This is a genomic window from Murdochiella massiliensis, assembly GCF_900059565.1.
Taxonomy (GTDB): Bacteria; Bacillota; Clostridia; order Tissierellales; family Peptoniphilaceae; genus Murdochiella; species Murdochiella massiliensis.
In genome coordinates, this window is sequence record NZ_FIZW01000002.1 from 820390 (window position 1) to 835794 (window position 15405).

Consider the following 15405-nt stretch of genomic DNA (forward strand, 5'->3'; position numbering starts at 1 on the left):
ATTGTTACCTCCTATTTCTTTACGTTTGGTGGGAATCCAAATCCTACGGGATGATGCTTGCAGAAAGACGCAATCCAATTGTCTAAAGTAGTTACTCTTATTCGTCCAATATTATCCATAACTTTACCATCTCCAATATAAATTCCTACATGACCATAGGTAAGTCCTGCTGTGCTTCCACTACTACTGCTTTCCACCGCTACAAGCATTCCCACCTTGAGTTTTGACCTGTCTGATGTAAAAGTATAGTTTCTGTACATATCGCAGGCATTTCCGCCAATATATCCAAGACCTGCATTTTGATAGACCTGTGAAACCCACATGGCACACCAGCCTGCACCTGGAGATGGCGTGATGTATGCAGCATTAACAATCTTCTTTTGAACTTCACTCGATGCTTCATACTCAACTCCACCACCTACGCCACCATTTGCACTGATAAGGTCAGAATTTCCAAAGGCTTCTCCCATATTTCCTTGTGCAAGAAATAAGGCTTCATAATGCTTTAGGTTGTCTGGATAGTTTGCAAAGATCTTTCGGATAATGCTGTCCATCTCTTTTTTATGCAGCGTTACAATGAGCTTTTTATACTCATAAGGTTCTTCATGACTTTCGGTATATTCGTTGCCATCTTCATCGGTATAGGTGTCTGTAACTGTCCTGTATCTGATTTCAACTTCTTCCCTATATTCAAGGTCATACATGGACTCAAATAATTCTTTTAATATGGATTCTACTTCCGATACACTCTTTACCTCTCCACATCTTGATGTAATGTAGGATAAAAGCTCATGGACATTATGACCAATATACTCTGTGTTATTTAAGATGTACTCGTCATAGCCGGGATAATTATTTTTGACATGATCAACCTCATTTTGAAGCTCACTCTCCATAGCAGAAAAGCTCTGATTGATTTCATTTAGGACATTTGGCTTTGACAAATAGCTTGTTGTCAGAATAGAACTTGTGGAGTTCATAAAGCCTGTCATTCCCGTTCCTGCAAAGTTGATAAAGAAAGTTCCCAAAATAATAAGACCTATGAAAATAATCATAAGTCCCTTTGCTTTTCTTAATATAAATCTCTTTGAGCCTTTCAACGAGCCAATGAGGTTTTCTTTAATCCGATCTCTGAGCCTTGACTTATTCTCACGACGAATGGCTGCCTTTACCTGATTTTTCTTTTGAAATCTTTTATAGGCATTTGCTCTTTTATATTCATTCGTCTTTTTCAGGTTCTCTTTGGCATCACGAAATTCAAGCTTCGATTTTCGCTTCCTGATTTTATAGTCCTTATTTGTAAGATCGTATCCTTTCTTCGCCTTTTTCTTATCAGAATATTTCTTTATGCCATGAATGAGTTTCGAGCTTGCGTCCGCTGTCTTTTCTCCTGCCTCTACCCCTTTATTTTCATCACTTCCATGAGAAAGATAATCCCTTACGGTTTCACTTCCTTTGGCAAGTCCTGAAAGGGCAGATACCTTTACCATATCTTTCTTTAGCTTTTTCCTCTGCTCTTTAGAAAGGCTACTATGAACTTTTTCGCTTGCAGCATCTTTTCCAGTCTTTTTACCTTCAGATTTATTTTCCTTTGACACATCTTCTTTTTTTCTTGTATAAAGGCTTTCGGTGTAGTTTTTCCTCTTATACTTTCTCTTTTTAGCCTCATGAGTTATAGAGGAACTTCCAAAAAACTCATCTTTTTTATGGAGATTATCATCCACATCATAGGTCGATTCAAAGTGGTCGCTGTCCCTAAAGTCATTATCATATCTGTCTATAATCCCGTCATTATCAATGTCTTTTCCTAAAGGATCATAGATTTTTCCATCCTTTACCTCCGTAATATAATCCAATCTTCCTGTTTCACTTACAGCAGCTACACTATCCTTATCAGAAGCTCTATATCTTGCGTTTCTCTTGGATGTTCCATAAGCCTTTTCATTATCAGAACTTACCTTGTTTATTTTCTTATGAACCTTGTCCTGAAATCTGTCTTTGTCATGGACGATTTTTCCTCTGTAATCATCGTTGTGCTTTAACTTACTTTCTTCAGATGTAGTGAATGTTTCACTATGGATCATTTCTCTTTCAAGACTTGCCTTATGCCTTTCCCTAAAATCCTTTTTCAGCTTTTTTCCCATAGGCTACCTCACTTCTTCAGGCTTGGTAGTCATCTTCTGATAGAGAATTGTATCTTTCGGGAACTTATCAAGGAAAGGAACAATGGTATTTCCAAAGAACAGTAGTCCCTCGCCCTCATTTGAGTTGGTAACATATCTAAGCTGAGGAAGTGAGATTTTAAGTTTTCTTGCTAAAATTTCTCTGTCTCCTGACGCTTGATTTAGCATTAAGACAAAGTCGGTATTATCAAAGATATTTTCAATTTCCTTACTCATAAGTAGGTCTTTGACATTTTGCGTAATACCTGTTGGAATACCTCCCCATTTTCTAAAACGCTTCCATATTTCCACAGAATAAGATGCTGTCTGCTCATCTTTTAATAGCAAGTGAAACTCATCTATATAGTACCTTGTAGCCTTGCTTCCTCTATTTTGAGATACTTTATTCCATACCTGATCCTGAATAACAAGCATTCCTATTTTCTTTAACTGGCTTCCAAGCTCTTTAATATCAAAGCACAGGAGCTTCTTATTTAAGTCCACATTTGACCTGTGATTAAAAACATTAAGGGAACCTGATACATAGATTTCCATCTCCGTTGCCAGCTTTTTACCGACCTTTTCTTCCTGTCCTTTTAACATATCGTATAGGTCTTGAAGTATAGGCATATTACAAGGTTCTGGATTTTCAAAATACCTTTCGTAAATCTTAGGTAAGCACCTGTCTATAACGGACTTTTCTTCTGCCGTAAGACCACTGCCACCAACTACAAGCTCCAGCATACTCATAATGAAGTTTGCTTTGTCTTTCAGTGGCGCATCCCCATCGCCATAGTTCATATTTATATCAAGGGGATTCAGGTAATCTTTGGACTTACTGCTGACTTTAATGACTTCTCCATTAAATTGTCTTACAAGGTTTCCATACTCGCCCTCCGGATCGCAGATAATCACATCATCGTCCGTTACTAAAATTGCATTTGCCATTTCTCTTTTAGCACTAAAGGATTTACCACTTCCGGGGGTTCCGAGGATTAGACCGTTTGGATTTTTGAGTTTTTTCCTATCTGCCATAATCAGGTTATGGCTTAAGGCATTTAGTCCGTAATAAAGACTGTTACTTGAATTGATAAAAAGCTCCTCTGTGGTAAAGGGCATAAAAACTGCCGTAGATGATGAGGTTAGTCCTCTATCTATCTCAATCTTATTTACGCCAAGAGGTAGCACGCTGATAAGTCCTTGTTCTTGCGTATGGTCAAGTCTTTTCAGCTTACAGTTATGCTTATTTGCAATGGAACTTATCTGAGAGATTGTGTTATCAAGCTTTTGCACCGTTTTTGCAAAGTTCATAAAGACAATACTTACCACAAACATTCGCTCATCTCTTGTCTGTAAGTCCTTTAGGAGGCTTTTTACATCTTCTCCATAGGTGATTAAGTCCGATGGAAGAATGTCCATATCATAGCCGCTTCTTACCGCTTTCTTATTTTCCTCAATTTTCATCTTGTCAATATCGGTATTTTTTCTCTTTACCATTTTAATAGCCTCCGATTGGTCGATTGCCTTAATATGAAAGGAAATATTGATATTATCATCAATATCCAAAAACTCGGCAAGCATACGGTCTGAAAGCTCACTTGCAAGAATTTGAAAATGACTGACTGCCCCGATAAATTTTCCAAACTTAAAGCACCTTGTAGGCGTGAAGTTAAATTCATCAGGTACAATGTATGTTTTAGTGCTTTCCCTTTTCCTCAGATTTTTGTATGAAAACTCAAAGGTCTTATTGGGATTTAATATATCGTGAAGTATCTTTAATCTTTCTTCTCCTGCAAGACTTTCAGCACGAACCCCCATACTTTTGAGATTAGATAATATATCTATCTCCAGTCTTTCAAGTTTTGATGTTGCCTGCTCTAAATTATCCGCTTCTACTGTAAAGGTTACATACTTTGATTTTTTCAGTCCATTATTTCCCTTTACAATCTGGCTTTTAAGCATCTCTCTAAACTCAAGACGTATATCGTCAAAACCGTCCTTTTTATCCGGTATCTGAATTGCCGACTTCATTTCTTCGTTTCGTCCAAGTTGATTGATATATGAAAACTCAATACTGATACTTGGATCAAAGGAGTTTAGAAAATTTGCAAACTGATTAAAAATCAAGTCTCGATCTTCATCTAAGGCAAGTTGGTAGTTAATATCCTGAAAGGCTATGCTTTTACTAAAGTGCTTTTCGTCAAGCTGACATATACCGCTTTTTAAGAGCCTAAGATAGGGAATGGTATCTTCGACAGTATATCTTTTTGGTTCTTTTCTAAAAATAAGGTCAAGTAGCCCGCCTTTATCTTTTTTAGATTTTCCCTTATTTTGCTTTAAGTCCTGTCTTTGACTTCTTAACATCTTTTTGTTTTGTTCTAACTTTACCTGCTGAATCTTTCTTTTGTCTTTCAAGGTAAACCTCCTTTCTCACTCTTTTTTGTGGCTGATAAAACTTATGAAGGTAAATATATTTAAAATATTTCTCAAAGGTCAGTCCGTCCTTTTCAAAAAGAGTGATGAAAAATATAGGGAGTGTGGACACAATGAGAAATATGACGGCTATATCATTTGGAACGACCTTTCGCATAAATAAATAGACTGGTATTCCTACCAGTCCTGCGAGTGTGAAGCCTATCATCTGCCTTTTGGTTAAGTTAAAAGCTACCTTTGTCTTTACCTTCTTTAGGTCTTTTGGGATTGGTACATACGCCATAACTTACCTCCCATCTTCTTTTCCCTTTGAAAGCTCGGCTATATGTTCATATACGGAGCCGATTTCTTCCTGAATGCTTTCTATCTGTTTATCTGTATTTTTGTTATATCTTTCCTGCAAAATACAAAAGTCATTATGGCAGCGACCGATGTCTTTTGTTCTTTCTTCCAAGTCATTAATCTTGCTAAAAAGTTTGATTCTATCAATCACCGCTATAACACCTGCTCCGATTACTACTGCTGTAAATACTGTTTTTCTTTTGATCATCCTATCCTTCCTTTCTGTTAGTGTGCATTTAATACGCTTTTGGCCAGAGTTCCGCTCTTTAGCATCATTAGTCCCAGCAAAACCGCATATCCAAGTATCGTCATGGTACTTGTGTGTATATCTGTTATCTTTATTGTCTTAACTAATACTGCGTATATTCCAAGACAAACCATTAAAAAGAGTCCTTGTAGCCCAAGTGCAAATAGTCCTTTGATATAGTTTGTTCCAATTTGTCCCCACTCTTTGTTTCCCATTGTGGCAAATGGAATGGCTGAAACCGATGAGTAAACATAAATCTCAAACATTCTTCCGTAAACCACAAGCATGATTACAATAGAAATTACCTCTATGGCAACCTTTATGAGTGAGGTTTCAAAGAGAATCATGACAAGCTCTCCAAGCCCCTTTTCTTTTAAGGTATCCATCATTGCCACTATCTGATCTCCGGAAACGGTGGCAGAGGTATTTATCACCCCTGCCGCCTTATTTACCATATGTTGTGCCACATCAAAGACTGCCATTGAAAACTCAAAAGCATGAGATACTAACCATACAGCAATCCACATCTTGATGATGTACTTAAAAAATTCAAAGGTATCTGTATCGTGCATATTGTTTTTCTGCATTACCATATTGATAAGTTCGATACAAAGGACTGCTGTGATGATTAGTCCCGCTATGGGAATAATGACGGAATCGTTAATGCTTTTGATAAAGGCAAATACATCTCCGTTCCACCCCATGGGAGTTTTTCCTACATCTGTTGCAACTGCACCAACTTTATCGTTGATGTCAAGAAACATGGACTCTAAGTTTGCTTGGATACCGCCCAGTAGAAGTTCCTTAAAAAATTCTTCTATCTTGTCGAATATTCCAAACATCTAAGCTCTCCTTTTCTTCTTACTTGAGTACATTGGCAAGAAGTGGAATCAGCTTAAGTCCGATAAGGACAATACCGCCTCCTGCCATAAGCTGCTTAATACCTTGAGATTTTGCACCCGGATTGTCATTCCCATAACCTTCCATCAGGTTGATAACACCCCATGCTCCAAGTCCTGCACCTACTGCCATTACCAAAATCTTTAATACATTAACTGCCTGTGTAAAAAATTCCATAATTTATTCCTCCTCGCTTTCTTCTTTCTTTTCAATCTTGTTATATGACTTCACTACAAAGTTTTTGTAAGTCTTTCCCTCTTTTTCACGCTTCTTAAAGTAGCCAAAGATATGAATCAAATCGCCTTTTTCAAAGTCCTTTGCTTTCTCCGATTTTTCTCCATAGGCTGCACAGTTGATATACTCCTTGCCTTTCCCGTACTTTTTTACAAGCGTGAAGTTTGCAACCTCAACAGTTTCTCCCTCTTTGTCAAAACTTGAAAAAGTGGGCTCTGCCAATAAATTGGCATTGATGTTAATCATTTCTTGCTTCATTAAAAATTTCTCCTTTTCTTTCAATAAAAAAGCGATTGGAGTTTTTTCTTTTCCAATCGCTGATGGTCATCCTATTTACTTTTTTCTTAGTGGGACTTCGTATTCTTATCATCTTACCTCCTGACTTTGAGTAATAAAAAAGCAGCAAATCTATGTTCTTTAGACTTACTGCACTCTTGTAATAACTGTTTCCCTATTCAGCTTTGCTTTTCCTTTTCGCTTCATATAGCTTTCTATGTCAAATAAATTTTTCTTGTCATAGTCCTCAAGCAGCTTATAGTTCTTATGCTTTGTAATATCGAATTTATCCGATAGAAAAGGTCTGACACCACGAAGCTGAAAAATACATTTACCACCGTCCATGACTGTAATTTCATCTTGGCTCATAAGTTCCTTGCCTGTCTTTTGATAATTAAGTCCAAAACTCTTTTGATTACTCCTTGTTTCCGATGTGTTATATAAATCTATCGTTTCTTTTCCCAGTGTTTCGGAAAGTTCCTTTAATGTGGTCTTTTCCTTGCCACCAAGAAACAAGGTACTATCACAGTTGCCCACAATTGTGTCAGCATTATCTTTATAGATTGCCTTTAGCTGAGATTGTGCTTGAAGAATTATACTTGCTGATATTTCTCTGGAACGGATTGTCGCTATCAGTTTTTCAAACTTTGGAATTAAGCCGATGTTTGCAAACTCGTCAAGTAGACATCTTACATGAACAGGTAATCTTCCTCCATACACATCATCTGCCTTATCACATAACAAGTTAAATAGCTGAGAATACATAATAGATACCACAAAGTTAAAAGTATCATCTGTATCGGAGATGATAACAAAGAGTGCTGTCTTTCTATCTCCCAGTGTATCAAGCTCAAGTTCATCTTCACTCATTAGTTCTCTGAGCTCTCTTATGTCAAAAGGGGCAAGTCTTGCTCCACAAGATATTAGAATAGACTTGGCAGTTTTTCCAGCAGCCAATTTGTACTTTTTATATTGCTTCACCGCAAAGTGTGTCGGTTCTTTCTTTTCCAATGCTTCAAAGAGTCTATCAATCGGATTCATGTAGGTTTCATCATCTTCTCTTACCTCTGAAGCGTCTATCATATCAAGTAGTGTTGCAAAGTTCTTTTCTTCTCTTGGAGCCTCATACCAGATGTAGCCGATAAGTGCCGTATAGTAGAGTTTCTCAGCTTTAACCCAAAAGTCCTCACCTGCTTTTTCTCCCTCGCCCTTCGTGTTTGCGATAATTGTCTGAACAAGCTTTAGAATATCTTTTTCAGAACGAATATATGCAAAAGGATTGTATTTCATGGATTTTTTGAAGTTTATGGTATTTAGAATTTTAATCTCATAGCCATTATCTTCAAGCATCTTGCCACACTCAAGGACTATTGTTCCTTTAGGATCGGTCACGCAATATGACGAGTGCATTTGCATTAAGTTCGGTTTTACATAAAATCTTGTCTTTCCGGAGCCTGAACCACCTATAACCAAAACATTTTTATTTCTTGCATACTTTGGATTAGCTGGTCTGCCGTTCATAGTTAATCGTTCTGTTTGTGTAAGCAAGATATTGTTCTGGAATTTTTCATCCATGTATGGTTCTATATCTTTTCTCGTTCCCCATCTTGCTGAACCATACTCTTTTCCCTGTCTGAACTTTTTTGCATTTTTGCCTTTGCTGTAGACAATGAATTTAATTAAAGCTGCTACTCCTATGCCTATTAGAATGTCAGTTGGATGAATGCTTGGAATAAAGCTGATGGTGTTAAGCTCTAATATCCCTTGAAAGATTTTGTCTATTACATCGCCACCAGTATAGGCTCGTATATGGTGAGAGAAGATATTGCCAACATAGAAAAATGCAAGATAGGGAATGTTCTGCTTTAGAAACTTTGCCTTATCCTGCACCTTAAACAAGCCTTTGATGTCCTTTAGTATTTTCTCTATCATAGGCTCTGCTCCTTTTGCTTGTTCTTGATTTTATCTTTAGAAACAGAATTTTTAGCCATTTCCTTAAACTTCTCAATGTTTTTATGAATAGATTCTTTCCTTTCCGTTTTCTTTTCTGATTCTGAAAGGGCGTGCTTAAATGCTTTGTCCATCACTTTCATATCTTTTGCTTGAAAGAACACTGAGTATTTACCTGATTCTTTATCTTTCATTACCGAAAACTTAACTCCATATCTGTTCAGTTCTTTTTTCAGTTCCTTCAATTCTGTTTCTTCTACTGGTATCTCTTCAAGCTGTCCCTTTTTAACCATATCTTTTAGTTTTACTTCATTCCCTTTACTCCCAACGAGCTTTTCAAGTCCACCGATTTTTTCTGATTCTTTCAGTAACTTCCTTATCAAATCCAAAAGTATCTTGCCTGTTACTTTGCAGGCTCTCACTTCCATGTTGAGCGTTTTTCTTGCAATTTCTTCATTAATCAAGTTCTCTCACCTCCGTTCAGTAATCTATCTTTATTGCGAGTTAGCTTATCTCTTTGAATAAACTTTCTGAAATCCTCACCTACAACCATAACGGGAATACACATTTCAATAATTCTTGAATAGATTCTTTGATATTCAACACTGTCCTTGCAGTTTTGAATTGTGTCGTAGGAAAGATTTGTTGTGAAAATTGTTGGTTTCTGTTTTAGGTACCTGCTATTGACAATGTTATATACCTGCTCTTTAGCATAGCTTGTATCCCTTTCAATTCCCAAGTCATCTAAGATAAGAACGGAAGTATTTACAAGGGATTCAATATATGCGTTTTTATCAAAATCAAAACCTCCCTTTTGCAGTTCATTGATAATTTGTGCAAAATTTCTTATCTTAACACCTATTCGATACTCTTTAATTAAGGCATTGGCGATACAGCATGCAAGATAGGTCTTACCGCTTCCTACAGAGCCGTAAAATAACAGTCCGATATTTTCTTTTTTCATTTCCTCATAGTCTTTGACAAAGTTTTTAGCAATGATCAGGCTTTTATTTTCTTCTCCCTGATAGTTTTCAAAGGTATATGACCATTGAATAATAGAGTTAAAGCAGCTACTTTTTAATCGTTCAATCTCTATCTGCTTTTGTCTTTCTTTTTCTCTTGCCTCTCTATCTCTATCGCATTTGCAAGAAATCTTAAATATCCTCTTACTGCCAAAAAACTCCATCACTTTTCCATCTTTTCTTTCGTGGCAGACTTTGCAATATGCGTGTCCATCTTTGATATATTCTTTTTCAGAATCATAGGCAAATTCTACATCCTCTATCATTATTTTTTCCAATTCTCTTTTCATAAATGTTCTCCTTTGTTATATTCTTCCCATGTCGGGACATTTGATGTTTTCGGCTGCTTGCTTTTGCCCTGATCTTTATAAAACCAAGAAAGGATCGTCGCTTTATGGTCTTTATAGGTCTTTCCGGTGCTTTTGATATATGCAGATAAGCGTTCAATGTAATTATCAAGCTGTGCATTTAGTTTAATTTGTAAATCAGAAATATCTTCATCAGTTAAAAATACATTTTGAAATGTTCCAAGTCCGTTTTCGCAAAAACTATATTCTCTCTTACTATACTTACTCTTATTATTCTCTATATAGTTAGAGTCAACATTTTTAACTTCCTGAAGTTCATTTTCTTTACTTCTGAGGTCAACATCTTTTACTTCTGAAGTAAAGTTTTTTGACTTCTGAAAGTCATTTCCTTTTGCTTGAAATACACTCATAAAGTCTTTTACATAAATGATATTAGGTTTTCCAAGTCCAAGCCTTACTCTTTCAATCAGTCCGATTCCTTTTTTACTGTCTAACTCATCCAATGTTTTTATGGCTGTCGGCTTTGAGATATTTCTTCTTCTCATAATTTCTTCAACGGTAAAATAGATAAATACTCTATTTTCTTTGTCTATCCAGTTATTCTTAAAAGATATTCCCGTTCGTTTTAGAAGCATGGAATAAAGGATAATTGCCTCTGCTGACAACCCCTTAAATTCTTCTCCATCAACTAATATCTCCGGTACTTTAAGAAAATTAAATCTCTCTGCTTCACGATTATAGAAATAGTCAAAGTCCATCGCTTCACCTCCTTCCAAAAAATTTGCAAAGAAAAAGACGATAGTTTTTCTATCGCCTTTGGTTACCATTTTGATGAAATTTTTTAAATCATAAGAATAGAATCTGTTAAATCACTTTTTGAGCAATCATCACACCAATCGGTGCAAGACCTCCATGTGCCAATTTCATTTCAACTACTGAAAATCCATATTCTTTAATAAAATCTTCAAATTCCTTTTTATCCCATTCTTGATACATCTTAAATCCTAAAATAGACATCAAACTTTTTATCATTTTTCTTTGTTTTCCCTCTTTCCATAGAAAAGTCGGGGCGAACAAAGTCCCATTAGGTTTTAACACCCTATATATTTCTTTCATCGCCTCATCCGGTTTAGGCATAATATGAAGTGCATTAGCAATTAACACACAATCAAATTTTTCATGCGAATAGGATAATGCTACTGCATCGGCTGTTTCAAATGTAAGATTTTCGTATTCCCCACGCTTTTTAGCTTCCTTAATCATTTGTTCGGAAAAATCTGTGCCAATCCAACTTTTCGTATGCTTTGAAAGATTAAACGATAATTGTCCTGAGCCACAAGCAAGTTCAAGCACCTCCATGTCTTTATTCAAATGAGGACGAATGTATTCGCAAACTTTATCATATACTCCTTTGTCTTTTTTCATGAAAGGAGCATATAGCTTAGCAAATTTATCCCAAAATTTTTTATTGCTTTTATCAATCATTTCAACGCTCCTTTAAATATAAAAATGATCCTATCAATCTTTATATTGAGTCTATTTTCTCATTGATACCTTGCAAGAAAGGAATAATAGCTGTTCCTATACCAAGTAGAAATGTCATAAATGCAGAAAGTCATATGCTGTCATTCTTTTCTATTCAATCATTTTGAAGTGTCTCAAGGCATCCATGATAGCTTCTTCTTTTTCAGGTGTACACTGTGGAATAATTTGTTTCTCCTTTTTAGACTTGTTGTAATGTTCTCGTAATTCTATTCCACATTTCCTCTTTATCTGTGCAATATATAATGTCGGAACTTTTAATTCAAATTTATTCCAAACATATTCTTTGATTTGAGCATATGTTGCCTTACTTTCAGCACTGGTCAAATCAAGCTCATCCAGCTCAATTTCAATATTTATATGCTTATCGACATCAAGTTTGGACAAAAGTGCTACCGTCTCCACATGCTTCGTCCGCGGAAACTGGTCAAAGGCAACCACTTGCTCCACACGGTAGCCGCCGGCAGTGAAGAGAGAAAGGTCATGAACCTGGGTGGTGGGATTGCAGGAGATGTAGACGATGCGCTCCGGGGCGGCGGCGAGAAGGTGGGCGATGGCCTTGGGATGAATGCCCTGGCGGGGCGGATCGAGAAGGACAACGTCGGGACGATCGCCGATGTCGGCAAGACGGGTAAGCTCGGCAAGGACATCTGCAGCGACAAAGCGCACGTTCGCAAGACCGTTGCGTTGACAGGCTTCACGGGCTTTTTCGACGGCTTCCTCCACAATCTCGACGCCGATGACGCGCTGGGCGCGTGAAGCTGCAATTTGCGCGAGGGTTCCCGTGCCGGAATAGAGATCGTAGACGGTCTTTCCGCGCAGATCGCCGGCAAGGTCAAGTGCCTTGGAATAGAGGTTCTTGGCGCCCATGACGTTGGGCTGAAAAAAGGAAAACGGCCCCACGTGAAACGAGAGGTCAAAAAGGCGCTCCTCAAGATAAGAACGTCCTTCTAGAAGATCGAGGGCATCCGCCTGCACCACGTCCGCAACGCTATCATTGGTCGTGTGGAAGACGCTGACGAGGCGCATCGAAAGAGAAAGGCTGCGCAGTAGGCGCAGAAATTCCGTCGTGTCGAGCGCCGTCCAGTCGTGCTCCGAGGTCGTTACAAGATTGACCATCAGCTCCCCCGTCGTAAGGGCTGCACGCAGCACCAGATGGCGCAAATAGCCACTCTTCTTCGCACGATGATAGAATGTCCACTCGCGCTCACGGCAAAAACGCTCCACCGCCTTGCGCAAAGAATTAAAGTCCTCCGGGACGATATTGCACAGCGGCGTCGGCAAAATGTCATAAAAATGGCCCGGACGATGAAGCCCCAGCGTCAGCGGCCCTCCGGGCGTGCTGTCGCCGAAGGTATACTCCATCTTGCTGCGATAACCTTCCAGCAACGGACTGCGATAGAGGGAAATGGCGGAAGAAAGTCCCAGCGGCGCATACAACTCCCGCAGCTGCCGACTTTTCAGCAACAGCTCCGTTTCCACGCTGATACTCTGGTAATTGCAGCCTCCGCAGATCCCTGCCTGTGGGCAAGTCGGACGATGTTCCATGGACGACGGTGCCAGCAGCTGCAAAGGCACCACCTCGCGTACCCCGGCATGCGAGCGCTTCACGCGGCAACGCCAAATCTGCCCCGGCAAGCCACCCTTCATGCGCATGGGCGCGACGGCTTCGCGTTTGCTGTGATCCACGGGCAGCTCCAGCATCTCCCCCACCGGATCATGCGGAATCGGCGACAGCACCACGCCACTCGCTCGATCGGGATACGCCAGCTCTTCAATTCGCACGTCCACCACCGGATGTTTTTTCTTCGTCATCGTCCCTTCCTTCCTGTTCCCTCCCATTATAGCGGATTCGAGAGGTGCTTCGTTCGGAAATGCCATGGGCATAAATCAGTCAGAATGGTGTAACGTAGCGACGTATGAATCGACCGCGACGGCGTATGGATTGGGCGGGAAAGGGGATGGCGATGATGCGAGATGGCGCGGCATGAAGCGTGGTGTGGTGCGGGATGGCGGAGCGGCAGGATGACGCGGTGCGGCAGGAACGCGTGCTAAGTTGGGCGACATGGAGGGCATGGCGGGAAGGGGATGGTGATGATACGAGATGGCGCGGCATGGAGCGTGGTGTGGTACGGGATGGCGGAGCAGCCGGATGCGCCTGCATGATGGAACGCGAATGGCGGAGCGGCAGCGCAGCAAAATTGAGGCAACGACGGAGACCGATTTTGTCGGCACTGGCTTATAGCAAGAGAAGCGTTTTGCGCCCGCAATTTCACTTTTTGAATTTTGGAACACAACGTTTTCGCGTTAAAGCCGGAAAACTGTATCCCTTTTTTGCACTTTCTGAAATTGCGGACACAAGTTCATGCTTCTTTAGCCAGCATTCATGTCCCTTTTTTGCGTTTTTCGTGATTTCGGACACGGTTAATGCGTTCAAGTCGATAAAGCGTGTCCCTTTTTTGCGTTTTTCGCGTTTTCGGACACGATTTTACTCGATCAAGCCAGATTACTGTATCCTTTTTTTGTGCTTTATGGAATTACGGACACAAATCTATGCTTTATTTGCCAATTTTGTATCCTTCTTTTTCGTTTTTCGCGTTTTCGGACACAGTTTTACTCGATCAAGCCAGATTACTGTGTCCTTTTTTTGCGCTTTATGGAATTACGGACACAATATACCGTATTTTCCTAACCGCTATATGCGTCGTCAAAACAAAATAGACGTTTATATAACATCGCGGCGCCAAAGCGCCAGAAGGAGCCGGCCTGCGGCCGGCGGATCAGAACGCCGCCCGAAGGCGGCTCCTCTTCGGCAATAGCGCCGCCAACGGTGGTTCCAGCGGCGCTCCTTCTGCAAATCGTGCTGCCAGCAGTGATTCCTGCGGCGCTCTGCTTAGCCATATTAGTCACTCATGCGATGAAGAGCGTCAAGTTGATCTCGTCTTGCATAAATAAAATTGAGAACATAAACAGTTTGTGATGCATAATCAATACGATAGTAAACTAAAGTGTTTTTGGCTACGAGCCGTCGAATTCCACGCGTATGCCAAGGTTCATCTTCGACCAGGGGAAATCCTTCCGGAATGTAGGAAAGTCGTTCGATTTCTTGCCGAAGAAAATGGATGTATTGTTTTGCCGTCATCGGCGCCTGCAAGATATAAGCAATATATTCTCGTAATTCTCGTAAATCTTTCTCTGCATCCGGAGTAAGAAGTACGTTGAAGCTCTGCATTTACAACTCGCTCTCGAGTTCATCAAAAACAGATGGATACGGCCTGCCTTCTTCTGCAACAGACTGTTCATAGCTATGCAGCAATTTTGCGGAAAGCTCATCCTCATGCATCTCATCCTGCGTCCTCAAAGTCGTAGGTAAAGATAACGCAAAAGGAATGCCGCGCTGAAAAATAATCTGGCGGTATAGTGAATTAATCACCACAGAAACCGGGATGCCCAGCTTATTAAGAATGTCTTCTGCCTGCATTTTGACCTCATTTTCAACACGAACACTAACGGTTGCATCTTTCATGACCCATCACCTCCTCTTTAAATTGTATGCAAAAGTATTGCGTTTCGCAATACTTTTAAGGTGTGTTTCTCTATAAGGAGCCGGCCTGCGGCCGGCGGATCAAAACGCCGCCGAAGGCGGCTCCTCTTCTTCAAACCGCGCCGCCAACGGCGATTCCAGCGGTGCTCCGCTTCTTCGCCCCTGACTGGCGTACGTTTGTTTCGTTGGATAGAAGCGCCGTCCCTGGCGGAAAAAAGCTTTCTCTCTTTGCCAGGGTCGAAAAAAGAATGTCGGCCCTGGCTGGCACGCATTGTTTTCCGCAGCCAGGGTTCCGCAGACGTGAAGAGACCCTGGCTATAACAAAACGTTTTGACCAGCCAGGGTTCGACAGAGCGTGCTTGACCCTGGCTGGCACGCATTGTTTTCCGCAGCCAGGGTTTCACAGACGTGAAGAGACCCTGGCTATAACAAGGCGTTTTCTCCA

18 protein-coding genes are annotated in these 15405 nt (G+C 40.1%); 1 reads left to right on the top strand and 17 read right to left on the bottom strand.

All coding sequences use genetic code 11. The features are described 5' to 3' along the window. Positions 1 to 11: 11 nt before the first annotated feature. From BN3910_RS05435 to rlmD, 14 genes are all read right to left on the bottom strand, one after another. Positions 12 to 2144, bottom strand: coding sequence for a CHAP domain-containing protein (locus tag BN3910_RS05435; RefSeq protein WP_066925077.1), 2133 nt, complete (start codon positions 2142 to 2144; stop codon positions 12 to 14). A gap of 3 nt (positions 2145 to 2147) precedes the next feature. Further along, complete coding sequence (locus BN3910_RS05440; protein WP_148417333.1) at positions 2148 to 4577, bottom strand: VirB4-like conjugal transfer ATPase, CD1110 family; 2430 nt, start codon at positions 4575 to 4577, stop codon at positions 2148 to 2150. After that, positions 4489 to 4878 carry a PrgI family protein gene (locus tag BN3910_RS05445; RefSeq protein ID WP_066925081.1) on the bottom strand — a complete coding sequence of 130 codons (390 nt, stop codon included), beginning with the start codon at positions 4876 to 4878 and terminating at the stop codon, positions 4489 to 4491. Before BN3910_RS05445 ends, BN3910_RS05440 begins: the two co-directional genes overlap by 89 nt. Before the next feature lie 3 nt (positions 4879 to 4881). Next, positions 4882 to 5145: a conjugal transfer protein gene (locus tag BN3910_RS05450; protein ID WP_066925083.1), complete on the bottom strand. Its 264-nt coding sequence runs from the start codon at positions 5143 to 5145 to the stop codon at positions 4882 to 4884. Between the two features lie 17 nt (positions 5146 to 5162). Then, a complete protein-coding gene (locus BN3910_RS05455; protein WP_000466906.1) occupies positions 5163 to 6026 on the bottom strand; it encodes a VirB6/TrbL-like conjugal transfer protein, CD1112 family in 864 nt (287 codons plus the stop codon). A gap of 19 nt (positions 6027 to 6045) precedes the next feature. Then, positions 6046 to 6261, bottom strand: a complete 216-nt coding sequence (locus BN3910_RS05460) for a Maff2 family mobile element protein (RefSeq protein WP_000394208.1) — start codon at positions 6259 to 6261, stop codon at positions 6046 to 6048. Positions 6262 to 6264: 3 nt separating this feature from the next. Next, positions 6265 to 6576, bottom strand: a complete 312-nt coding sequence (locus BN3910_RS05465; protein ID WP_000807041.1) for a single-stranded DNA-binding protein — start codon at positions 6574 to 6576, stop codon at positions 6265 to 6267. Continuing rightward, a complete protein-coding gene (locus BN3910_RS08010; RefSeq protein WP_025194605.1) occupies positions 6557 to 6688 on the bottom strand; it encodes a hypothetical protein in 132 nt (43 codons plus the stop codon). The genes BN3910_RS05465 and BN3910_RS08010 overlap by 20 nt, the downstream gene beginning before the upstream one ends. Before the next feature lie 53 nt (positions 6689 to 6741). Then, positions 6742 to 8526, bottom strand: a complete 1785-nt coding sequence (locus BN3910_RS05470; RefSeq protein WP_066925085.1) for a VirD4-like conjugal transfer protein, CD1115 family — start codon at positions 8524 to 8526, stop codon at positions 6742 to 6744. Further along, complete coding sequence (locus BN3910_RS05475; RefSeq protein WP_066925087.1) at positions 8523 to 9008, bottom strand: PcfB family protein; 486 nt, start codon at positions 9006 to 9008, stop codon at positions 8523 to 8525. The genes BN3910_RS05470 and BN3910_RS05475 overlap by 4 nt, the downstream gene beginning before the upstream one ends. Next, positions 9005 to 9856 (bottom strand): ATP-binding protein, encoded by an 852-nt coding sequence (locus BN3910_RS05480; RefSeq protein ID WP_066925089.1) that lies wholly within the window; start codon positions 9854 to 9856, stop codon positions 9005 to 9007. The genes BN3910_RS05475 and BN3910_RS05480 overlap by 4 nt, the downstream gene beginning before the upstream one ends. Then, the gene (locus tag BN3910_RS05485) at positions 9853 to 10632 is read right to left on the bottom strand and encodes a replication initiator protein A (RefSeq protein WP_066925091.1); all 780 of its coding nucleotides are present in this window, start codon (positions 10630 to 10632) and stop codon (positions 9853 to 9855) included. Before BN3910_RS05485 ends, BN3910_RS05480 begins: the two co-directional genes overlap by 4 nt. A 106-nt stretch (positions 10633 to 10738) precedes the next feature. Further along, positions 10739 to 11359: a class I SAM-dependent methyltransferase gene (locus BN3910_RS05490; protein ID WP_066925093.1), complete on the bottom strand. Its 621-nt coding sequence runs from the start codon at positions 11357 to 11359 to the stop codon at positions 10739 to 10741. Positions 11360 to 11509: 150 nt separating this feature from the next. Further along, the gene (gene rlmD / locus BN3910_RS05495; protein WP_066925096.1) at positions 11510 to 13231 is read right to left on the bottom strand and encodes a 23S rRNA (uracil(1939)-C(5))-methyltransferase RlmD; all 1722 of its coding nucleotides are present in this window, start codon (positions 13229 to 13231) and stop codon (positions 11510 to 11512) included. 64 nt (positions 13232 to 13295) lie between these two features. Here rlmD and BN3910_RS07805 point away from each other — a divergent pair, with 64 nt between their 5' ends. Further along, positions 13296 to 13445 (top strand): hypothetical protein, encoded by a 150-nt coding sequence (locus tag BN3910_RS07805; protein WP_156469879.1) that lies wholly within the window; start codon positions 13296 to 13298, stop codon positions 13443 to 13445. A 659-nt stretch (positions 13446 to 14104) separates the two neighbouring features. Here BN3910_RS07805 and BN3910_RS07810 read toward each other — a convergent pair. The 3 genes from BN3910_RS07810 to BN3910_RS05510 are packed head-to-tail and all read right to left on the bottom strand — an operon-like array spanning position 14105 to position 14942. After that, complete coding sequence (locus BN3910_RS07810) at positions 14105 to 14317, bottom strand: hypothetical protein (protein ID WP_148417334.1); 213 nt, start codon at positions 14315 to 14317, stop codon at positions 14105 to 14107. 1 nt (position 14318) lies between these two features. Next, positions 14319 to 14648: a type II toxin-antitoxin system RelE/ParE family toxin gene (locus tag BN3910_RS05505; protein ID WP_066925102.1), complete on the bottom strand. Its 330-nt coding sequence runs from the start codon at positions 14646 to 14648 to the stop codon at positions 14319 to 14321. Beyond that, a complete protein-coding gene (locus BN3910_RS05510; protein ID WP_066925105.1) occupies positions 14649 to 14942 on the bottom strand; it encodes a type II toxin-antitoxin system RelB/DinJ family antitoxin in 294 nt (97 codons plus the stop codon). Positions 14943 to 15405 lie beyond the last annotated feature (463 nt).